This is a genomic window from Chryseobacterium sp. CS3K3.1 (assembly GCF_059515165.1).
In genome coordinates, this window is the sequence record NZ_JCAKRV010000013.1 from 97,388 (window position 1) to 117,960 (window position 20,573).

Genomic DNA, 20,573 nt, shown 5'->3' on the forward strand with positions numbered 1-20,573 from the left:
AACATAAAAAAAGACCAGATTAAAAAATTAATCTGATCTTTTCTATTGAATATAAAATTTGTTAGTGAATGTAAGCTTATTTGAATCTATAAGCTAAACCTACCTGGAATACATTGTTTTTTACAGCATCACCAGAATTATTCTTGTAAATGTCAGTAAGACCTGCAGTATATCTTGCTGTAATTCCTAAATTAGGAATGAAGTAATACCCTGCACCAATACCGATACCAAAGTTAAAAGTCTGGAAGTCATCTTTGTCAAGAGTGGCAACTTGTGTATTGTTACTGTTGTTTGTTGAACTTTTTAACTTATCTTTAGCGCTTACAAGAAATCCAAATTCAGGACCTGCTTCAAGGAAGAACTCAGGTGTTGCATTATACTGGAACATTACCGGTACAGCAACGTATCCTAAATTTCTTGAATATTCGCTCTTATAATTATTACCAAGTACTGAATATTCTCTTGTTACTTTTGAACCTAAGTCATTATAAAGAACTTCCGGCTGCACACTAAAAGAACTTGCTAATGGGATATTGGCGAAAACTCCTGCATTAAAACCAATTTTTGATTTAGAATCACTTAAATCTGCACCGTTAGAAAGTGAAGAAACGTTCATTCCTCCTTTTACCCCAAATGTTACCGGATTAGAAGATGTGTTTCCTGTCTGTTGAGCGAATGCGAATGTTCCTGCAGTTAACGCTAATCCTAAAATTAACTTTTTCATAACTTTAATTTTTTAATTTTACTCTTTCTTAATTTTAAATTTTACTACTGTTCAGCATTTTCAGTTGAACGCAGAGTATCTTTCAAATTGCTTGCCAAAAATATTTTTTATGATTAAAATCAATAAAAAAACCACTTAGCGTTGAAGTGGCTTTAATTTTATGTATTTGATTATTAATAATTTATATCTTTAAATAAACATTTGTTTAGACATGGTCTAAATTGACAATTTTGTCAAAAGTTATATACCTGAAATGAATTATTTGATAAAAATCACTAGGCATCATTCAGTTTTCTATAAAAAGATAGGGATGCAAGGATATTTTCCTGGCTGCACTGATGATCATAATTGCAGGAACCTATCCCTGAAAGCAGAGAAAAGTTGATTTTACTGTCTGTATTCTTTTTATCATTCAGTAATAATGCAGTAATATCTTCATCTTTAAAATCGCTGATGTCGAGGTAAGGATAGTATCTCTGGACGTTTTCAATGATAATTTTTGAATCTTCTTCAGAGATAAGATTTTCAAGATATGCCAGATGAGCTTCGGCAATCATTCCCATCGCAACGGCTTCCCCGTGAAGGATAGGATTTTCCTGCTGTAAACATAAACTTTCCACAGCATGTCCGATGGTGTGCCCGAAATTAAGCGTTTTTCTGATATTCTGTTCGTGGAAATCCTGATCTACCACATTCTGTTTAATATTCATAGAAGCCTGGATATGAGGAACGACAGTCTCCACTTCCAGTTTACGGATCTGAATCAGCTGATCCCAATGATTTTTATCAGCAATTAATCCATGTTTCAGCATTTCTGCAAATCCGCTTCTCAATTCCTTAAAAGGCAGTGTCTCTAAGAATTTTGGATAAATAAAGATTTGTTCAGGAAAAGCAAAAGTTCCCACCATATTTTTATAGTGCATCAGATCAATCCCGGTTTTTCCTCCTATGGAAGCATCACACATCGATAAAAGGGTAGTAGGGATATTAATGAATTGGATACCTCTTTTATAAGTAGAAGCAACAAATCCTCCCATATCGGTAATTACACCACCACCAAGGTTGATAACCAGAGCTTTTCTGTCTGCCTGCATTTCCGTAAGAATTTCCCACAACTGGTTGGCTGTCTGGATATTTTTCATTTCTTCTCCGGCTTCGATCTCTAAAATTTCAAAGCCAAGATCGGTTTCCATATTTCCCAGAAGAACCGGAAGACAGTATTCATGAGTATTTTCATCTACAAGAATAAAAATTTTACTGAAAGATTTCTGGTGAAGAAACTCGTTGAGCTGTGAAAAATTATCGTTTAATATTGTTATCATCTTTGATTGTATGTAAAGTTAAAAATGTAAACTATAGTGCAAAGTTATGATTCTTAATTTTTAACTCGTAACTAAATTACTATCTTTGCAGAAATTTTTAGAATGAGCAGAGATAATAATAATTCAGACAGACCAAAGAGACCAAGAATTTCAACCAAGAAAAGTTCTGATGATTCTCGTGCTTCCAGATCTGGAAATTCTTCAGGATCAAAACCTTTTAAAAAGCCTTTCTCTAAAGACGGAGGAAAAAAAGGGCCGGAACATAAAGGATCCAACTCAAGATTTGAAAAGAAACCTTTTAAAAGAAATACGGACAGTTTCGAAACTTCCAATGACGATTTTGGTTCAAAATCTGAAAGAAAACCTTATATCACCAACAAAAGTGAGAGCTATGAGAAAAAATCTTTCGGAAAACCTAAGAGAGGCGGAAAAAATTTAGATACAAGAGATAAGTATGAAAGAGGCAGTCTGAAATACGGAAGAAGACCTTCCAGCGGTGATGACAGAAATGATGACAAAACGAGATCTTTTGTTCAGAAAAGGAGATTGAATAAAATTGAAAAAGATGTTAACAAAGACAGCATCCGTCTTAATAAGTATATCGCTAATTCCGGAATCTGCAGCAGAAGAGAAGCTGATGAGCTGATTACTCAGGGATTGGTAGAAGTCAACGGAAAGGTGGTAACTGAAATGGGATACCAGGTACAGAAAACAGACAGAGTTGTTTTTGACGGACAAAGCATTACTCCTGAAAAGCCTGTATATGTACTTTTGAACAAGCCAAAAGGGTATATTTCTACTACCAAAGATGATAAAGCCAGAAAAACTGTAATGGATCTTGTTGCGAATGCTTCTCCATACAGACTTTTCCCGGTTGGAAGACTGGATCGTTCCACAACAGGAGTTATCTTGTTAACCAATGACGGACACATGACGAAAAAATTAACGCATCCGTCTTTTGATGCCAAAAAGATTTATCATGTAACATTGGATAAAAAACTTACCGGTGAAGATTTACGTCTTATTGCAGAAGGTATCCGTCTAGATGAAGGAGTAGCTGTTGTTGATCAGATTTCATATATTGAGGGGAAACCTAAAAATGAAGTCGGAATTGAAATCCACATTGGATGGAACCGTGTTATCAGAAGAATTTTCCAAAGATTAGGATACGAAGTGGAAGCTTTAGACAGAGTAATGTTTGCCGGATTAACGAAGAAGAATATTAAAAGAGGACACTGGAGAATCCTTACAGAACTGGAAGTAAACAACCTTAAAATGCTTTAAACAGCATATTAAATGTAAAGAATAAAAAAGCGCAGAATTATTTTCTGCGCTTTTTTTGTTTGTATATTCCGCCCTGAAATAAGCTGACAATTAATCAATTATAAAAGATCAAGAGTTAAAAGTTGTATTTGATATATTGTAACTGATGATATACTTACTATTCTTTTAAAAACTGAGGAGCTTTTCTTTGTGGGTTGTTCTGTTCAAATGTATAGGCCATATTGATCAGTTTACCTTCTTCCCATTTTCCGGCAAAAAAAGAAATACCAATCGGTAAATTATTTATATAGCCCATTGGTAAGGTAATGCTTGGGTATCCGGCAATTGCTGCAGCACTGGAACTTGAATAGAAATTTTCAAAATTATCACCATTTTTCAAATCCGTTTTCCATGCTTCCGCAGTAGTAGGTGCTATTATCGCATCTAAATTATATTTTTTTATTGTAGAGTCTATTCCTTGCTGGCTGCCTTTTTGGGCAATTGTAACCGCCTTTTTATAATTCTTATCTTTCTTTCCATTACTTTTTGCTGAAATCTCTAAATATTCCTGTCCGAAGTATTGAAGTTCTTCTTTGTTGTTTTTGTTAAAAGCAATTAACTCATCCATATTTTTTATTACTGCATTTTTCCCTAAAGATTTTAAATAATCATTTAAATCATCCTTAAATTCACTGACCATCAATTCAAAGGAGCTTTTTGAAATTTCGGGGGAAATCCAATCTTTTTCTATTTCAACAATTATGGCTCCCTGAGCTTCAAGTATTTTTAATGTTTGTAAAAATAAATCGTCCACTTTTTTATTTGCTCCTTTGGTAATTCCTTTTACATATCCGAGCCTTTTTCCTTTCAATCCTGTTAGAGTAAGGAATTGGGTATAATCTTTATGTAGAAATGGTGTATTACCGATGGTCTTCTTATCATTTTCATCTTCACCTACCATAGTTCCAAGGCTTATGGCAATATCTTTCACCGTTCTTGCCATTGGTCCCGGGGTATCCTGTGAACTGGAAATGGGAATAATTCCTTGTCTGGAAATTAAGCCGACAGTAGGTTTTAAACCAACAATTCCATTGAAGCTGGAAGGGCAAACGATAGATCCATTAGTTTCTGTACCGATTGCTATTATGCCGAGATTGGAGGAAATAGCAACCCCTGAACCAGCACTGGATCCGCAGGTATTTCTATTAAGGATATAAGGGTTTTTGGTAAGTCCACCCAGCCCACTCCAGCCACTTGTGGATTTCTGGCCTCTGAAATTTGCCCATTCACTAAGATTGGTTTTTCCAATGATTACAGCACCTGCATCTCTAAGTTTTTTAACGAGATAACTATCCTGTAGTGGAAAAGAGTTTTTTAAAGCCAGGGAACCTGCCGTATTGGGCATTTTATCATGAGTATCGATATTATCCTTCAATAATACAGGAATTCCAAATAAAGGTTTATTTTTAAATTTTGAATTCAAATGATCCAAAGAGTCAGCAATCTTAATAGCATCCGGATTGGTGGAGATCACAGAATTTAATTGTATTCCATTTTTATCAATATCGTTGATGCGTTTAAAATAAGCTTCAACAACTTCTTTGACCGTCACTTTATTGCTTCTATACAAATTTTGGATCTTTTCAATATCATATTCCAGATATTTGAATTGCGAATCTGTTATATCCTGAGCCTTGGTAAGAACACCAAAAAAGACTACAGCAGATAGTATTATTTTTTTCATCATAAATGTTTTTTCAAATATAAAGAAATATCCCGAATTCGTGCAATCATTGTATCTGAAGCTGTTGAAAGCCAGAGTGCTGATTATAGAAAAAGCGCAGAATTATTTTCTGCGCTTTTTTTGTTTTTTATCGTTGTAAGTTCTATTTATTATCCCAGAACAGTTACTCCTTTCTCAATCATTTCATAGATGGCATCTCTGGCATTGTCTGGTTTTACATTCACGGCACGTGTTCCATTGAAATGTAGACAAGTTACATATCCATTAGCTACCGCATCCTGTGCAGTAAACTTAACACAATAATCTAACGCCAGGCCTACAATTTCTACCAATTGGATGTCGTGATATTTTAAGAAATCATCCAGACCGGTTTTCATAAAGTGATTGTTATCCTGGAAACCGCTGTAGCTGTCAATTTCAATATTTTTACCTTTTTGTACAATATGGGTTACTTTATCTCTGTTCAGATCTTTATGGAATTCTGCTCCGAAAGTCCCCTGAATACAATGATCCGGCCACATAAATTGCGGAACTCCATTGAGAATAATGCTTTCTCCTACCTTTCTTCCATTGCTGCTTGCAAAGCTTTTATGACCTGCAGGATGCCAGTCTTGTGTAAGAACCACCTGATCATATTCATTTTCCTCCATCAAGAGATTGATGTATGGAATAATTTCACTGGCTCCAGGGACAGCAAGTGCTCCGCCTTCACAAAAGTCATTCTGTACATCGACTATTATTAACGCTTTTTTCATATATTGATTTCTCGAATTTTTGATAAATTTACAAAACTAATCTTCAAAAATTTGTCCAAACCCTAATTATCGGACAAATCGGCAATATAAATTTTTCAATGCTTATCAACGAAGAACTTAACACATAAAATAATTGAGTTTTGTCTGCAACGTATGCTGTTTTGAGGGCTGAACCAAATATCAATAGCGTATCTTTGCGGGAAATAAGTAATTTATGTCATTTGAATCGTTAGGATTATCACACAATATTATTCGTTCTGTCAAAAAATTAGGGTATTTAAAACCGTTTCCAATCCAGGAGCAGGCTGTTCCTGTCATTTTGCAGGGAAAAGATCTGATGGGAATTGCGCAGACGGGTTCCGGGAAAACGGCGTGTTTTGTGATGCCGATTTTAGAAAAATTACAGAATGCAGAAGTAAAAAAAGATCGTAATGTTCAGGTTCTGATATTGGTTCCTACCCGTGAACTGGCTATTCAGATCGATGAAGTTTTCAGAGCATTCACTGATAATCTAAAGAGAGAAGTCCGTACAATGGCTGTGTACGGAGGTGTTTCTATCAATCCACAGATGAAGGGAATGTTTGGTGTGGAAGTTTTGATTGCCACACCGGGACGTCTGTTAGACTTGATTGATCATAATGCATTGAGTATTTCAGGAATTAAGCATTTGGTGATTGACGAAGCTGATAAAATGTTTCAGCTCGGCTTTGGCGAAGAAATGAATAAACTTTTTGCCATGATGCCTGTGGCAAAACAGACTACTTTATTTTCAGCAACCCTGAATGATAAAGTTTCAGAAATGAAAGAACGTCTTTCCATCAATCCTGTGATTATCGAAATTAAAAAAGAAGAGGTTGAAATTGACAATATCGAACAGCTGGTTTACCATGTTGCTCCGGAAAATAAAGGACCCTTTTTACGATATTTAATTAAAGAAAAGAAAGTTGAAAAAGCACTTGTTTTTGTTTCATCTACAAGGTCTGCTGATAATCTGGTAGAGAAACTTAAAAAGAATAAAATAAAAGCAGTGGCCATTCACAGCCAGAAGTCTCAGGGAGCGAGAAGAAACAACCTGGAAGAATTTAAGGTAAACGGAGCCCAGATTTTGGTGGCTACAGACTTAATTGGACGAGGAATTCATATTGAATCTCTGCCATGTGTTATCAATTATGAATTGCCGCGTTCGCCGCTGGATTATATTCACCGTATCGGAAGAACGGGACGTGCCAACGAAAAGGGAACCGCAATCAGTATTCTGACGGATGATGAATTGCAGCATTTCCGGGTGATTCAAAAGAAAATGGGTAGAAAAGTAACCCTGCAAAGAACAGAAGGTATTGATTTACACGGATATTAATCATTGATCATCAATAAAAAGGGCTTCAGTTGATACAATTGAAGCCCTTTTTATTGAAAAACAGGTACCACAAAGACCATTATCGGTATAATTAATGCTTTATTCACTTTATATTCTTGAATTTTTGATAAATTCGCACAAGCTGATATTCGTAAATTATCCTGATAAATAATGATAGTGCAAATCGGCAATCATAAAAATTAAAACCTGAGTAATGAGTGATTTAGAGAAAAAAAAGTTCCCCATAGGACCGTTTGAAGTGCCAGAAAACATCTGTGATATCACATTGGATACTTATATCAAAGTCATTAAAGACTTTCCCGGCCGGCTAAAGAATCTCATCGAACATTTTACAGATGATCAACTGGATACACCTTACAGAGAAGGAGGCTGGACGGTAAGACAGCTTGTAAACCACCTTTCAGACAGCCATATAAACAGTTTTATCCGTTTTAAACTGGCCCTTACAGAAGATAATCCTACCATAAAACCGTATGATGAAGCGAAATGGGCAGAGCTGCAGGACAGTTTTCATATGCCCGTAAAACCGGCAATGAGAATGCTGAAAGGAACACATCAAAGATGGGTTATTCTTCTTAAAAGCCTTACCAATAAACAGTTTGAAAGGACTTTTCATCATCCCGAGCATAATAAGAATTATAATTTAAGAGAGAGCCTTGCTTTGTACGTGTGGCATTGTAATCACCATTTTGCTCATATTGAAAACCTGAAGAAAGAAAAAGGTTGGTGAGGAAATGCCTGGATAATCCTGTATATTACGAAGAAATTGTAAATAGAATTTCCTTGTTATCTGAAAACTCTATCGGAAGATGGGGTAAAATGAACGTGTGCCAAATGCTAAAGCACTGTGATCTGGTTCTTCAGGTTGCTTTAAAAAATGTTGAACTTCCCCGCATCAATGTCTTTTTTGGGGCAATAGGGATTTTTACTAAAATAGAAATGTATGTTTTCAATAATGGAATTCCGAGAAACATGCCTACTTTTCAAAAACTAATCGTTAATTTTGAATGTGATTTTGATGAATCAAAAGCCAATCTGCTGAAAACGCTGAAAGAATTCCGGGAAGCCTGTGAAAAGAGCAATTTGCCGGATCACCACAGACTATTCGGAAACATGACTGAAAAAGACTGGACATTTTTAGAATTCAAACATTTTGATCACCATCTAAAACAATTTAATGTATGAGTTTTTTTGATAAAATATTCGGTGGGAAAAGTGAAAACCCTGAGCAAAAAACATTCTGGAAAAAGATAGAATCTGAAGAAGATCTTACAAAAGCTATAGAAGACTCCTTTGAGAATAAAATAGCGATATTCAAACATTCTACAAGCTGTTTTATCAGCAGAACTGTTCTGAAAAATTTTGAAAAAGAAGTGGAGAATTCAGAGCAGCAGGTACATGTATATTATCTGGATTTATTGGCTCACAGACCTGTTTCCAACAAAATAGCAGCAGATTTTGAGATCAGACATGAAAGCCCGCAGTTGATTGTCATAGAAAACGGAAAACCTGTTAACAGTGCTTCACACCAGGATATTTCTTTAAGCCAGATTGTATCATGAAGAATATAAATAATTATTTAGCCAAAGTTTTAAATGTTCCGCTTCAGAATGTGAATACCTGCAGCCTACATTATGAAGTAAAGAAAATTCCTAAAAACCAGTTTCTTCTGCAGTATGGCGAAATATGCCGTCATATATTCTTCGTAGAAAAAGGACTTTTAAAAATGTATTCCATTGATAAAAACGGTAAAGAACATATTATCCAGTTTGCTCCGGAGAGCTGGCTGATTTCTGACCGAAGCAGTCTTTATTTCAATGAAAAGTCTATTTATTATATAGAAGCCGTGGAGGATTCTGAAGTTTTATTTCTCCATCCTGATTTCTTCAACAAACTGGTAGAACAATTTCCGAACAGCATCGAAAGAAGTGATTTTCTCCTTCAGAAACATATCAGAAGTCTTCAGAACAGAATCAACTCTTTACTGGGAGAGACTGCAGAAGAAAGGTATATGAAATTCATCAAAATGTATCCGGATTTACTGCTGAGAGTTCCGCAATGGATGATTGCATCTTATCTGGGAATTACTCCTGAGAGTCTGAGCCGCGTTAGAAAAGAACTGGCAAGAAAAAATTTCATCCCGGATAATAAATAAAAAAAGCTGGAAGATGGGAGAGGGAAGCTTGAAGGTTCTGGTCAACACAAAAGAACTTTAAACACCCTTATTACTAAGAATTGAGATAAGCTATTCTTAAGACTATAATGCCTTCCATCTTCCAGCCTCTATCTTCCTTACCTCAAATCAATCTTTTTGGCAAGCTGTCCAACCTGTCTGAGTTTGGTCTGTGTATTTTCCGACCATGGAAGTCCTATGCAGAGTCTCATACAATTTTCAAACTGCTGCTGAAAAGTAAACATTCTTCCGGGAGCGATACTTATGTTTTGTTTGATGGCCAGATCATATAATTCTGTTGTACGGATATTTTTATCAAATTCTATCCATAAAGACAAGCCTCCCTGTGGACGGCTGGTTTTCGTACCTTCCGGAAAAGATTCTGCAATGGTCTGAACATAATTCTGATAATTGATCTGTAATGTTCTGCGCAGCTGCTGAAGATGTTTTTCATATTTTCCGGATTTCAGGAAATTAGCCACCGCTTCATTCACAATGGAAATAGAAGAGGTAGAGTGCAGAAGCTTCAGCTTCATGATTTTGTCTTTATATTTCCCGGGAGCAATCCAACCTACACGGTAACCGGGGGCCAGAGTTTTTGAAATAGAGCTGCAATACAGGACATTTCCGTCTTTATCAAAAGATTTACAGCATTTCGGACGGCTGGAACCAAAATAAAGGTCTCCATACACATCATCTTCTATCAACGGAATATTATTTTCAGAAAGTATTTTTACAATTTCTTTTTTATTTTCATCAGGCATGCAGCTTCCCAACGGTGAATTAAAATTGGGAATCAACAAGCACAGATCTATTTTGGGAATTAATTTTTTTAAAGCCTCAATTTCTATTCCGGTAGTAGGATGGGTAGGAAGTTCCAGTACCTTTAATCCCAACCCGTTGGCCAGCTGAAGAATTCCGGGATAGCAGGGACTTTCGATCGCGACGGTATCTCCTGGTTTTCCCAGGGCCATCAAACAGAAAGAAAGGGCATTCATTCCGCCATTGGTGGTAATGAGATCATTTTCGCTAAGATTGCCTCCCCATTGTAAGGAACGTACTGCAATCATTCTTCTTAATTTCAGATTTCCCTGAAGTTCCTCGTATTCGGTACCACCGTCTTTTAATTCCCTGGTGGCATTCACAATTTCTTTTTTTAGTTTAGCCTGAGGCAAAAGATCTCCTGAAGGAATTCCGATAGAGAAGAAGGTAAGATCCTTTTTACCCATATTTTCATATACTTTACTGATCAGCTCATCCGGTTCATCATTATTGGCGATTAATGACGGACGGCTTACTTCCGGCAAAGGGAGCTTTGCGGAGAGCAGCTGGCTTACAAAATAACCGGACTGCGGTTTGGATTCTACCAAAGACTGGGATTCCAGTTCCAGAAACACACGCTTGGCTGTATTCATGCTTACCTGATGCTCCTGGCATAGCATTCTCACCGAAGGAAGCTTGTCTCCGGCCTTTAGAATACCATTTCTGATCTGTCCTGCAATGCCGTTTGCAATTTCTGTATATAAAAATTCTTTACTCATATTGTTAAACTGTGCTCATGCAAATATACAAAACTGATACTGTGTTTATCGAATTATCCTTTCTAATTTTGAACATCAATTAAAAAGCTTGAATACAATGTTGACAAAACAACTTTCAAAAGATGAAAATATAAATGGCTGGATCAATGGCTTTATAGGAGTTGTATTATTTAGTGGAGGATTGCCGGCCACTAAGTTAGCCGTAATGGAAATGAGCCCCATTTTTGTAACAATTGTTCGTGCAGCTGTTGCAGGAATTCTTGCGCTTATCGTATTATGGCTGGGTAAAGAAAAACGGCCTGTTAAAAAAGATTTAATTCCATTATTGTTGGTTTCCCTGGGCTGTGTGGTAGGTTTTCCGCTTCTTTCTGCATTGGCACTTCAATATCTTACTTCAGCCCATTCTATTGTTTTTCTGGGAATGCTGCCTTTGGCAACGGCTGTATTTGGAGTGATGCGTGGTGGCGAAAAACCCCATCCTGTATTTTGGTTTTTCTCTATTACAGGAAGTCTTTTGGTGATTGGCTATGCTGTCTCGCAAGGAATATCAGCATCACCCGTTGGCGATATTCTGATGCTGCTTGCCGTTATTTTATGCGGAATGGGGTATGCTGAAGGCGCTAAGCTATCTAAAACATTAGGCGGATGGCAGGTAATTTCCTGGGCTTTGGTATTGGCACTGCCTGTTATGATTCCTTTATTTTTTATTTATTTTCCTGATGATATTGAAAATGTTAGTTTTCAGGGATGGTTTGGAATGGCTTATATTTCGCTTTTCAGCATGTTTCTTGGATTTATATTCTGGTATAAAGGATTGGCACAAGGCGGAATTGCTACTGTTGGACAGCTGCAGCTGCTTCAGCCTTTCTTTGGCTTGGCACTCGCTGCCTGGCTTCTTCATGAGCAGGTGAGTTTGGGAATGCTGGGGGTGACCGTGGGCGTCATCTTATGTGTTGCAGGAACTAAAAAATTTGCGAAATAATTAAATATAAAGCATTATGACTTAAGTCATAAGAAGACAACTTCATAATAGTCTACCTTTGATTCATCACCACAAAATAGAGCATTATGAAGTTTATTATGTCAAGCCTGCTTATAGGACTTATGGTCCTGAGCTGTAAAAAAGAATCCAAAACAGAAACCAATGTTACAACAGATACTGTTATAGCTGATACCATCAGGACGGATTCTGTTTCCTCTGTAAACCCAATCCCTTCCGATACAATACAAAGTGATACGGTTTCCTCAAAAAAACTTACAGATACGACAGGAACCTATAAAAATAAAAATCCAAAGAAATAGCATTTTTTTCTGTTATTACTTTGAAAAACCCGTTTTCATTAAGTGAAAATGGGTTTTATTGTTTTTGTATTTCTACAATTTTATGAATTTAAGTTCTAAATATGTGGTATCAAAAAATCAATTTAATTGTGTTTTTAGTGATAATACTTAACTAATAAATAAAAAAATTAATTAAAATTATCAATATTTTTAACTTTTTTTAACTTTCAAAACAATCATTAAGGTGCGCTTTTTGCATTCATTAACTATCGATTACCAATATATTTTTACTAAGATTAAGAAGAGGAGAAGAAGAAAACAACACCAAAAAACAACTATTATGGTTATCGACGAAAACATTTTGATTTCAGCGGGAGCAGAAACGAGACACTATAGCCCTTCAGAAGTGATATTCTGCGAGGGGGATATACCCAATTATTATTATCAGATTATTAACGGAGAAGTAAAACTCAATAATTATAATGAGGAAGGAAAAGAATTTATTCAGAATATTTTATCCGACGGAGAGAGCTGTGGAGAATCTATTCTTTTTATAGAGAAACCTTATCCTATGAATGCCGAAGCGATTACAGAATGTACGATTTTAAGACTTCATAAAACCATTTTTTTCAATCTGCTGAACCAAAACCCCGCATTATACATGGAGGTCAGCAGTTTTCTCTCCGAACGTCTTTACTATAAATTCATCATGATGCAGAATCTTTCATCGCAAAATCCTTCGATACGACTCAGAGGGCTGATGGATTATCTGAAAAGTTTCCAGAAAGATGCACGTCCTTATTCATTTCTGATTCCCTTAACGAGGCAACAGATGGCAAGTCTTACAGGTTTGTGTGTAGAAACCGCAATAAGAACCATCAAACATATGGAAAGGGATAAGATCCTAAGAATTGAAAATCGTAAAATTTTATATTAACATTCATTTGACATAGAAATTTTGTGATTTTTTTCATTTAAATCTTTATAAAGATATGAAAATGATAAACTGTATGAATATTGATGAAAGTCTGTTGTACTGTCTAAAAATGTTTCCACATTGAATTGGCAGGACAACAGATTATCAATCTTACGGATATGCATATGGAAAATGTATTCCGGACTCCGGAAAAGATGAAAAAATCTGGCAAAATTATCATAAAAGACTGAAAAAATTTGTATTAATCCGCATTAACATGATCCAGGTCATAAAAAAGTGAATTATTCTGACGTACATTTGAAATATAAATTTTCAATCCAATTCCTAAACCTTAGTAAAAAAGGAACGTAAAAAGCATTTGCTTTTATTATCATTTTAAAATTACCGACATCCAACTGTTGCCGTCTAATACTAGTCACGGGCTGCAATACACATCACTAAATATTAATAAAAAAATTCAGTTATGAACACTAGAAATTCAAGAAACCGCAGTTCAAGAGGACAGTCACATTCATCAGAAAACCTTGAAGAAGTATACCAGTTAGGATATGATCATGGTTTCAACGATGCAACCAGAGATGAAGATTATGACGATGATTTTTCAGAATATGAAAATTATTTTGATGATGAAAATGACGATTACGATGATGATTACGATGAAGATGATTATGATGAATACGACGATGATTATGATGATGAAGACGATGATTATGATGACGAAGAGGACGATGACGATGATGATCAGAGAGGCCGTAGAGGAGGAAGAGGTGGTTCCAGAGGTGGAAACGGTAACCAGCAGAGAGACAGCCAGGGAAGATTTACTTCCGGTAGAGGCGGTTCTCGTGGAGGAAACTCCGGTGGTGGTTCCCGCGGACGTTCAAGTTCTGGTTCCGGCTCCAGATCAGGAGGCAGAGGCAGGTCATCATCAGGAGATGGTACTTCAAGAAGAGGTTTTGCTTCCATGAGTAAAGCTGAGCGTACAAGAATAGCCAGAATGGGAGGCCAGGCTTCTCATGGAGGAGGCAGATCTTCAGGCTCAGGTTCCAATTCAGGAAGAGGAGGTTCATCCAGATCAGGAAACAACAGTAACAGCTCAGGAAGAGGAGGCTCGAACTCCAACTCAAATTCAGGAAGTTCAAGAAGAGGATTTGCTGCAATGAGTAAATCTGAGCGTACAAGAATAGCCAGAATGGGAGGCCAGGCTTCCCACGGAGGCGGAAGATCTTCAGGTCGTTCCGGATTCGGAGGCAGACGTAATTCATAATTCTTTTTCCAGGATTGCCTCTTTAGCCATATATAAAGAGGTAATCCTTTAATAACAAACACCATTCACACCATGCCCAATAAGATATTAGAAACCAATACGGCAGTTTCTGCCACCAAAAAAGGTACGGCAGACAAGGCAACTGTCAACGAGGATGAAATGAAAAATTCACCCCTTCACAAGTTCTTTGTAAGTGCCCTGAAGGACATTTATTTTGCTGAAAATGCTATTCTGGATGCATTGGAAAAAATGCAGGAAGCAGCTACTGCTGAAGAATTGAAAGATGCTTTTGAAGACCATCACCTTCAGACCCAAAAACATGTTAAGCGTTTGGAAAAAGTTTTCAAACTCATTGATGAAAAGCCTGAAAAGAAAGAATGTAAGGCGATTAAAGGAATTATTGAAGAAGGCGAAGAAGTTATCAAAGCTACAGAAGACGGCACCGCAACAAGAGATGTAGCCCTTATTATTGCAGCACAGAAAGTAGAACATTATGAAATTGCCACTTATGGCGGACTGGCCCAGCTTGCCATAACTATGGGACATGATAAGGCTGCTGATCTGCTTGAAAGAACACTTCAGGAAGAAGAAGACACCGATTCTTATCTTACAGATATTGCAGAAACATCCATCAACTTTGATGCAGAACAGGAAGACTAAACTATGTAATAAGCCATGTAGCTTGTTCTATATGGCTTATTTTAATCATGAAATCAAAATATATGGACTGTCAGAAAATAATAAAAACACTGAAACACAAAGATTTTATAAAAATATCACATACAGGAAAGTGTTTTGAAGATGGAGCAGCCATCTATGCAAAAGAGATCAAAGAAAATATTTTCCTTTTATTTATTATTCTGAAAGATATTGATATAGAAAATATCCAGGCACTAATTGCTCACTTCGACTGCTTCGGCAGTATCGGATTAAAAGAACCCGAACAGATCATGTTTCATTTATCCATAAAAGATAAAAATGACCTTCATTATTTTGAAAAATACCTGGAAGCTTCTAATAACTAATACCATTCTTACCTATGACATTTGAAAACGACACTTTACAACATTCCGGCCTGAATGACAAAAATAATGCAATAGAGAATGAGTCTTTATTTCCGTCTATTATGAATTCTTACGGAGTTACGGCTTTTCTGATTAAGTCTTTAGAAAAGATTAAAAATAATGCTACCTGTGAAGTTCTGAAAGGAGTGATAGACAATTATATGGAAGAATATATCCTCAATATCCGTGAGTTTCATTCTAATAACACAACGAAAACCACAGATCTGGATGCTGAAATACGATATGAGTCTCCTGCCTTCACTTTATATGCCAAAACAGCTTATTATAAAGTTCTGAAGGAGGAAGAATATATCAACAGGCTTCTTGAAATTCTGGGAAATAAGACAGATTAATTGCAGCGCCCCATTATTGAACTGCTTTTGAAAGAAAATACACCAACTACAAAAAGATTATGAATATGAACACCAACGAACACAACAAAAAAGCAGAACAGCTGGATGTACACAGTACTTCCAATGAAAATGAAAAACTGACCACCAATCAGGGTTTAAAGATCAATAACAATCAGGATTCTTTAAAAGCCGGAGAACGTGGCCCCTCATTGCTGGAAGACTTTATTCTGCGTGAAAAAATCACCCATTTTGATCATGAGAGAATTCCTGAAAGGGTAGTTCACGCCAGAGGCTCCGGTGCACACGGCGTTTTTAAGCTTACTAAAAGCCTTGCAGAATACACTAAAGCGAAGTTTTTAACAGAACTGGGAAAAGAAACACCTGTTTTTGTACGGTTTTCAACTGTCGCAGGGAGTAAAGGAAGTACCGATCTTGCGAGAGATGTCCGTGGTTTTGCCGTAAAATTTTATACGGAAGAAGGAAATTATGACCTGGTTGCCAATAATATGCCGGTATTCTTTATCCAGGATGCTATCAAGTTTCCTGATCTTGTACACGCTGTAAAACCGGAGCCGGATAATGAAATTCCACAGGCTGCATCCGCCCATGATACATTCTGGGATTTTATTTCACTGATGCCCGAAAGTATGCACATGATCATGTGGCTGATGAGCGACAGAGCGATTCCGCGAAGCCTGAGAATGATGGAAGGCTTTGGTGTACACTCTTTTAAATTTATCAACGAGGCAGGAAAAGTACATTTTGTAAAATTCCATTTTAAACCCAGATTAGGCGTTCATTCCGTAGCCTGGAACGAAGCTCAGATGATTTCCGGAGTAGATTCTGATTTCCATAAGCGGGATCTTTGGGAAGCCATAGAAAACGGGGATTATCCTGAATGGGATTTCGGGGTGCAACTTATTCCTGAAGAGGATGAGCACAAATTTGATTTCGATCTGCTAGACCCTACGAAAATAGTTCCTGAAGAAGAAGTTCCTGTACAGCTCTTCGGAACGTTAACACTTAACAGAAATCCTGATAATTTCTTTGCAGAAACCGAGCAGATTGCATTCCATCCGGGACATATCATTCCAGGAATAGATTTCACCAATGATCCGCTGCTGCAGGGAAGATTATTTTCATATACCGATACTCAGCTTTCAAGACTGGGATCTCCCAATTTCCATGAAATACCGATCAACAGATCTATCAACACGGTTCATAACAACCAAAGAGATGGTCATATGAGGCAGCAGATCGTTAAAGGAAAAAGCAGCTATGAACCGAATTCTATAGGCGGCGGATGTCCTTTCCAGGCGATGATGTCTGAAGGCGGCTTTACCTCCCAGCAGGAAAGGGTTTCCGGAGTGAAGATCAGAGAAAGAAGTAAAAGTTTTGTGGATCATTATTCACAGGCAAAATTATTCTATAACAGCCAGTCTGCACCGGAGAAAACACACCTTCAGAATGCATTGATCTTTGAATTATCAAAAGTAACCCATCCTGAGATCAGGGAAAGACTGGTAGGACAGCTTGCCTATATTGATACAGATCTTGCCTGGAAGGTAGCAGAAAAATTAGGAGTGGAAGTTAAAAAACTGGAATGGCCCAATCAAAGTCTGCCGGCGGACAGTAATATGATAGAACTTCAAAGCGAAGAAAGAGAACCTCATACAAAGATATCCGATGCTTTAAGTATGAAGAATACGGTAAAAAATACAATTAAGAGCCGTAAAATTGGCTTTATTCTGGCTAACGGTGCTGATGGTGGAGCTGTTAATGATCTTAAAGCAAAGCTTGAAGCAGAAGGTGCCAGAGTTGAACTGATTGCAACAAGTGTTGCTCCCGTGAAACTGAATGACGGTTCAGAACTGACTCCCAAACATTCTCTTAGCAGTACGGCAAGTGTCTGTTTTGATGCCCTTGCGATCTGCCCGGGAGAAGATTCCGTAAAAGAGCTGATGATTGCTGAAAACAAACATCTGGTTCTGCATTTCATCAATGAAGCTTATAAACACTGTAAAGCAATTTACTTTGGAAAAGATACGGAGGTGCTTTACCACAATTCCAATGTAGCCGCTAAACAACATGAGGATCCCGGAATCATTACATGGGAAGACGGAGATCCGGCAGATAAATTCATCCAGGCAATTGCCCAACACAGAGTCTGGGATCTTGAAAAGGAGAGAAACGCGTAATCATAAAACACCCTTCACACCAACACCAATCACTTTAAATATTTACATTATGAAAGCAGCCGTTTTTCATTCACCAGGTAACATTACCTGTGATACCGTAGAAGATCCCAGAATTCTGGATGAAAATGATATTATACTGAGAGTAACCTCCACAGCGATTTGTGGCAGTGATCTCCATATGTATTCAGGAGGAATTCCGCAGGCCAGGCCTATGGTAATGGGACACGAATTTATGGGTATAGTAGAAGAGACCGGGAAAAACATCAGTCACCTGAAAGCAGGCGACAGGGTAGTAGTTCCTTTTCCCATTGCTTGTGGAAGCTGTTTCTTCTGTCAGCATGATCTTCCCACTGCATGTGAACATAGTAATCCCGATTATTACGGTCCGGAAGGAGGTATTTTCAAAGAAAAAGGCGGTGCCCTTTTCGGATATACCGACCTGTATGGAGGATATGACGGTGGCCAGGCCCAATATGTAAGAGTTCCCTATGCGAATTTTGGGCCCAGAAAAGTTCCGGAAAGCCTTAGTGATGAACAGGTTTTATTTCTTACTGATATTTTCCCAACAGGCTACACAGGAGTGATGTGGGGAGAGCTTAAAGGAGGAGAAACTGTTGCTGTTTTTGGAGCAGGCCCCGTAGGGACAATGGCCACAAAAAGTGCTGTTCTTCATAACGCCAGGAAAGTTATTGTAATTGATACCCTTCAATACAGATTAGACAGAATCAAAATGCTTACAGGATGCGAAACCATTTTGTGGGAAGATGCTGAAAGCACTATTGAACAGATCAGGGATATGACAGACGGGCGGGGTGCAGATCTTTGTATTGAGGCCGTAGGATTTGAACCGGAAAGAAGCTTTATCGACCGGGCCAAAGCTGTTTTAAACTTTGAAAAAGGTTCTATCAAAGTGCTGGAAGCATGCATGAGCGCGGTACGCAGAGGTGGCATTGTTTCTGTTCTGGGAGTTTATCCCGTTAATTATGACAATTTCAGACTTGGACAAATTTTTGACAAGGGAATTACACTTAAAGCAGGACAGTGCAATGTTCATCCTATTATAGACAAGCTCATGGATTATGTGGTGACCGGAAAAATCACCCTTGATGATGTTATTACCCATCGTTTATCTCTTGATGAAGTAAGCAAAGGATACGAAATTTTTGATAAAAAAGAAGACGGATGTGTAAAGGTCGTTCTTGACCCCTGGAAGCTCGCAGGCTTTTAATTAAAATAAACGATAAACCAATTACTCAAAATTTAATAGTATGGATTTTCAAAAAAATCTTCTCGAATATATAAGTCAGTCACTGATGACCACGGATGAAACCATTTCAATTGCAGAAAGTGTTACTTCAGGGTGTTTGCAGCTGGCTTTTTCACAGATGCCAAATGCTACCATGTTCTACAAAGGAGGAATGACAGCCTATTCTTTGTCAGAAAAAGTAAAATTACTGAAAGTTAACAGGCAGGAGGCCGAAGAATGTGATTGCGTTTCAGAAAATATTGCAGAGACGATGGCTTTAAATGTAGCAAGGCTTTACGAGTCCGACTGGTCTATTGCCACCACCGGTTACTGTACACCAATCCGTAATTCCGGGTATAAAATTTTTGCCTATTTCTCATTTTCTTACAAAGGTGAGATCATCCTGACTAAAAAACTGGAATTACATCCTAAAACTCAAGCCCTGAATGCCCAGCTATATTACACCGAATTTATTTTGGGATGTTTTAAAAGTGAACTCAACAGGCTTTTAATCTTAAAATAAATCTATGGAACGCAAAAATCAATATGCACTCATTACAGGTGCCACCAGCGGTATAGGCTACGAACTGGCAAAACTGTTTGCAAAAGAAGGTTATGACCTTGTTATTGTGGCCAGAGATCATGAAGAGCTGAAAAGAAAAGCCGATGAATTCAAAAATTACGGAGTGAATGTGATCAGCATCTCCAAAAATTTATTCTTGCAGGAAGAAGTTTATTCTCTTTATTCCGAATTAAAAATGAATGGAATAAGCCCTGAAATACTGGTGAATGATGCCGGGCAGGGAGTGTACGGGAAATTTCAGGATACGGATATCCACAGGGAAGTAGACATTGTTCAGTTAAATATCATTTCAGTCATCATATTGACCAAACTGTTTTTAAAGGACCGGCTGCCCGAGGGGTCAGGAAAGATTTTAAATCTGGCATCTGTAGCCAGCAAAGCTCCCGGCCCGTGGCATTCGGTATATCACGGTACTAAAGCATTTGTATTATCATGGTCTGAGGCCATCCGTGAAGAGCTGAAAGATTCCGGAATTACAGTGACGGCTCTTTTACCGGGACCTACCGATACCGATTTCTTTAATAAAGCGGATATGAACAGAAGCAAAATACTTGAAGACCCAGATAACCTGGCATCTCCGGAAGAAGTGGCTGCTGATGGTTATCATGCTCTGATGAATGGTGATGATAAAATAATATCCGGTCTAAAAAATAAACTTTCTGTAGCAATGGCGAATATAGCCAGTGACAGTATGGCGGCTCATAGAATGGCAGAAATGCAGAAACCTTCAACAGAAGAATAAAAAGA

Annotated in this window: 22 protein-coding genes; 17 read left to right on the top strand and 5 right to left on the bottom strand. The window is 37.5% G+C overall.

Annotation, left to right across the window (positions count from 1 at the left end):
- Window positions 1–76: 76 nt before the first annotated feature.
- On the bottom strand, window positions 77–724 hold the full coding sequence (locus tag AC5YGI_RS13810) for a porin family protein (protein WP_202840194.1): 648 nt from the start codon (window positions 722–724) through the stop codon (window positions 77–79).
- Window positions 725–999: 275 nt separating this feature from the next.
- A complete protein-coding gene (gene aroB, locus AC5YGI_RS13815; RefSeq protein WP_330746339.1) occupies window positions 1,000–2,046 on the bottom strand; it encodes a 3-dehydroquinate synthase in 1,047 nt (348 codons plus the stop codon).
- A gap of 102 nt (window positions 2,047–2,148) precedes the next feature.
- Here aroB and AC5YGI_RS13820 point away from each other — a divergent pair, with 102 nt between their 5' ends.
- Window positions 2,149–3,330 (top strand): pseudouridine synthase, encoded by a 1,182-nt coding sequence (locus AC5YGI_RS13820; RefSeq protein ID WP_442879175.1) that lies wholly within the window; start codon window positions 2,149–2,151, stop codon window positions 3,328–3,330.
- Between the two features lie 157 nt (window positions 3,331–3,487).
- Here the strand turns inward: AC5YGI_RS13820 and AC5YGI_RS13825 are convergent, their stop codons facing one another.
- The gene (locus AC5YGI_RS13825) at window positions 3,488–5,056 is read right to left on the bottom strand and encodes an amidase (RefSeq protein WP_330746340.1); all 1,569 of its coding nucleotides are present in this window, start codon (window positions 5,054–5,056) and stop codon (window positions 3,488–3,490) included.
- 146 nt (window positions 5,057–5,202) lie between these two features.
- The gene (gene pncA, locus AC5YGI_RS13830) at window positions 5,203–5,808 is read right to left on the bottom strand and encodes a bifunctional nicotinamidase/pyrazinamidase (RefSeq protein ID WP_110008849.1); all 606 of its coding nucleotides are present in this window, start codon (window positions 5,806–5,808) and stop codon (window positions 5,203–5,205) included.
- A 214-nt stretch (window positions 5,809–6,022) separates the two neighbouring features.
- On the opposite strand from pncA, the gene AC5YGI_RS13835 reads away from it, so the two are divergent.
- From AC5YGI_RS13835 to AC5YGI_RS13855, 5 genes are all read left to right on the top strand, one after another.
- Window positions 6,023–7,165, top strand: a complete 1,143-nt coding sequence (locus tag AC5YGI_RS13835) for a DEAD/DEAH box helicase (RefSeq protein WP_496168677.1) — start codon at window positions 6,023–6,025, stop codon at window positions 7,163–7,165.
- A 214-nt stretch (window positions 7,166–7,379) separates the two neighbouring features.
- Window positions 7,380–7,916 (top strand): YfiT family bacillithiol transferase, encoded by a 537-nt coding sequence (locus AC5YGI_RS13840; RefSeq protein ID WP_330746342.1) that lies wholly within the window; start codon window positions 7,380–7,382, stop codon window positions 7,914–7,916.
- Window positions 7,913–8,371, top strand: coding sequence for a DUF1569 domain-containing protein (locus AC5YGI_RS13845; protein WP_496168692.1), 459 nt, complete (start codon window positions 7,913–7,915; stop codon window positions 8,369–8,371). The genes AC5YGI_RS13840 and AC5YGI_RS13845 overlap by 4 nt, the downstream gene beginning before the upstream one ends.
- Window positions 8,368–8,748, top strand: coding sequence for a bacillithiol system redox-active protein YtxJ (gene ytxJ / locus AC5YGI_RS13850; protein ID WP_496168678.1), 381 nt, complete (start codon window positions 8,368–8,370; stop codon window positions 8,746–8,748). The genes AC5YGI_RS13845 and ytxJ overlap by 4 nt, the downstream gene beginning before the upstream one ends.
- Window positions 8,745–9,341 carry a Crp/Fnr family transcriptional regulator gene (locus AC5YGI_RS13855; RefSeq protein ID WP_110008853.1) on the top strand — a complete coding sequence of 199 codons (597 nt, stop codon included), beginning with the start codon at window positions 8,745–8,747 and terminating at the stop codon, window positions 9,339–9,341. Before ytxJ ends, AC5YGI_RS13855 begins: the two co-directional genes overlap by 4 nt.
- 137 nt (window positions 9,342–9,478) lie before the next feature.
- Here AC5YGI_RS13855 and AC5YGI_RS13860 read toward each other — a convergent pair whose 3' ends face one another.
- On the bottom strand, window positions 9,479–10,900 hold the full coding sequence (locus tag AC5YGI_RS13860; RefSeq protein WP_496168679.1) for an aminotransferase-like domain-containing protein: 1,422 nt from the start codon (window positions 10,898–10,900) through the stop codon (window positions 9,479–9,481).
- 97 nt (window positions 10,901–10,997) lie between these two features.
- Between AC5YGI_RS13860 and AC5YGI_RS13865 the strand changes: the two genes are divergently transcribed.
- The 11 genes from AC5YGI_RS13865 to AC5YGI_RS13915 all read left to right on the top strand — a co-directional run bounded on the left by AC5YGI_RS13865 (window position 10,998) and on the right by AC5YGI_RS13915 (window position 20,568).
- Window positions 10,998–11,882 (top strand): DMT family transporter, encoded by an 885-nt coding sequence (locus tag AC5YGI_RS13865; protein WP_496168680.1) that lies wholly within the window; start codon window positions 10,998–11,000, stop codon window positions 11,880–11,882.
- 86 nt (window positions 11,883–11,968) lie between these two features.
- Window positions 11,969–12,202, top strand: coding sequence for a hypothetical protein (locus AC5YGI_RS13870; RefSeq protein ID WP_446105896.1), 234 nt, complete (start codon window positions 11,969–11,971; stop codon window positions 12,200–12,202).
- 319 nt (window positions 12,203–12,521) lie between these two features.
- On the top strand, window positions 12,522–13,118 hold the full coding sequence (locus AC5YGI_RS13875; protein WP_330746345.1) for a Crp/Fnr family transcriptional regulator: 597 nt from the start codon (window positions 12,522–12,524) through the stop codon (window positions 13,116–13,118).
- 463 nt (window positions 13,119–13,581) lie between these two features.
- Entirely contained in the window at window positions 13,582–14,382 is an 801-nt protein-coding gene (locus tag AC5YGI_RS13880) for a KGG domain-containing protein (RefSeq protein ID WP_330746346.1), read from the top strand.
- Window positions 14,383–14,454: 72 nt separating this feature from the next.
- Window positions 14,455–15,042 (top strand): ferritin-like domain-containing protein, encoded by a 588-nt coding sequence (locus AC5YGI_RS13885; RefSeq protein WP_110008858.1) that lies wholly within the window; start codon window positions 14,455–14,457, stop codon window positions 15,040–15,042.
- A gap of 47 nt (window positions 15,043–15,089) precedes the next feature.
- Entirely contained in the window at window positions 15,090–15,407 is a 318-nt protein-coding gene (locus tag AC5YGI_RS13890) for a hypothetical protein (RefSeq protein ID WP_446105894.1), read from the top strand.
- Between the two features lie 14 nt (window positions 15,408–15,421).
- The gene (locus tag AC5YGI_RS13895) at window positions 15,422–15,799 is read left to right on the top strand and encodes a hypothetical protein (RefSeq protein WP_330746348.1); all 378 of its coding nucleotides are present in this window, start codon (window positions 15,422–15,424) and stop codon (window positions 15,797–15,799) included.
- Window positions 15,800–15,858: 59 nt separating this feature from the next.
- Entirely contained in the window at window positions 15,859–17,997 is a 2,139-nt protein-coding gene (locus AC5YGI_RS13900) for a catalase (protein ID WP_330746349.1), read from the top strand.
- Between the two features lie 49 nt (window positions 17,998–18,046).
- The gene (locus tag AC5YGI_RS13905) at window positions 18,047–19,225 is read left to right on the top strand and encodes a zinc-dependent alcohol dehydrogenase (protein WP_330746350.1); all 1,179 of its coding nucleotides are present in this window, start codon (window positions 18,047–18,049) and stop codon (window positions 19,223–19,225) included.
- 40 nt (window positions 19,226–19,265) lie between these two features.
- Window positions 19,266–19,766 (top strand): CinA family protein, encoded by a 501-nt coding sequence (locus AC5YGI_RS13910; protein ID WP_330746351.1) that lies wholly within the window; start codon window positions 19,266–19,268, stop codon window positions 19,764–19,766.
- A 4-nt stretch (window positions 19,767–19,770) separates the two neighbouring features.
- Window positions 19,771–20,568, top strand: a complete 798-nt coding sequence (locus tag AC5YGI_RS13915) for an SDR family NAD(P)-dependent oxidoreductase (RefSeq protein WP_330746352.1) — start codon at window positions 19,771–19,773, stop codon at window positions 20,566–20,568.
- The last annotated feature ends 5 nt before the right edge of the window (window positions 20,569–20,573 follow it).

Coding starts and splice junctions, on each gene's coding strand:
- AC5YGI_RS13810 (WP_202840194.1), bottom strand. CDS start 724: ATGAAAAAGTTAATTTTAGGATTAGCGTTAACTGCAGGAACATTCGCA.
- aroB (WP_330746339.1), bottom strand. CDS start 2,046: ATGATAACAATATTAAACGATAATTTTTCACAGCTCAACGAGTTTCTT.
- AC5YGI_RS13820 (WP_442879175.1), top strand. CDS start 2,149: ATGAGCAGAGATAATAATAATTCAGACAGACCAAAGAGACCAAGAATT.
- AC5YGI_RS13825 (WP_330746340.1), bottom strand. CDS start 5,056: ATGATGAAAAAAATAATACTATCTGCTGTAGTCTTTTTTGGTGTTCTT.
- pncA (WP_110008849.1), bottom strand. CDS start 5,808: ATGAAAAAAGCGTTAATAATAGTCGATGTACAGAATGACTTTTGTGAA.
- AC5YGI_RS13835 (WP_496168677.1), top strand. CDS start 6,023: ATGTCATTTGAATCGTTAGGATTATCACACAATATTATTCGTTCTGTC.
- AC5YGI_RS13840 (WP_330746342.1), top strand. CDS start 7,380: ATGAGTGATTTAGAGAAAAAAAAGTTCCCCATAGGACCGTTTGAAGTG.
- ytxJ (WP_496168678.1), top strand. CDS start 8,368: ATGAGTTTTTTTGATAAAATATTCGGTGGGAAAAGTGAAAACCCTGAG.
- AC5YGI_RS13855 (WP_110008853.1), top strand. CDS start 8,745: ATGAAGAATATAAATAATTATTTAGCCAAAGTTTTAAATGTTCCGCTT.
- AC5YGI_RS13860 (WP_496168679.1), bottom strand. CDS start 10,900: ATGAGTAAAGAATTTTTATATACAGAAATTGCAAACGGCATTGCAGGA.
- AC5YGI_RS13865 (WP_496168680.1), top strand. CDS start 10,998: ATGTTGACAAAACAACTTTCAAAAGATGAAAATATAAATGGCTGGATC.
- AC5YGI_RS13870 (WP_446105896.1), top strand. CDS start 11,969: ATGAAGTTTATTATGTCAAGCCTGCTTATAGGACTTATGGTCCTGAGC.
- AC5YGI_RS13875 (WP_330746345.1), top strand. CDS start 12,522: ATGGTTATCGACGAAAACATTTTGATTTCAGCGGGAGCAGAAACGAGA.
- AC5YGI_RS13880 (WP_330746346.1), top strand. CDS start 13,582: ATGAACACTAGAAATTCAAGAAACCGCAGTTCAAGAGGACAGTCACAT.
- AC5YGI_RS13885 (WP_110008858.1), top strand. CDS start 14,455: ATGCCCAATAAGATATTAGAAACCAATACGGCAGTTTCTGCCACCAAA.
- AC5YGI_RS13890 (WP_446105894.1), top strand. CDS start 15,090: ATGAAATCAAAATATATGGACTGTCAGAAAATAATAAAAACACTGAAA.
- AC5YGI_RS13895 (WP_330746348.1), top strand. CDS start 15,422: ATGACATTTGAAAACGACACTTTACAACATTCCGGCCTGAATGACAAA.
- AC5YGI_RS13900 (WP_330746349.1), top strand. CDS start 15,859: ATGAATATGAACACCAACGAACACAACAAAAAAGCAGAACAGCTGGAT.
- AC5YGI_RS13905 (WP_330746350.1), top strand. CDS start 18,047: ATGAAAGCAGCCGTTTTTCATTCACCAGGTAACATTACCTGTGATACC.
- AC5YGI_RS13910 (WP_330746351.1), top strand. CDS start 19,266: ATGGATTTTCAAAAAAATCTTCTCGAATATATAAGTCAGTCACTGATG.
- AC5YGI_RS13915 (WP_330746352.1), top strand. CDS start 19,771: ATGGAACGCAAAAATCAATATGCACTCATTACAGGTGCCACCAGCGGT.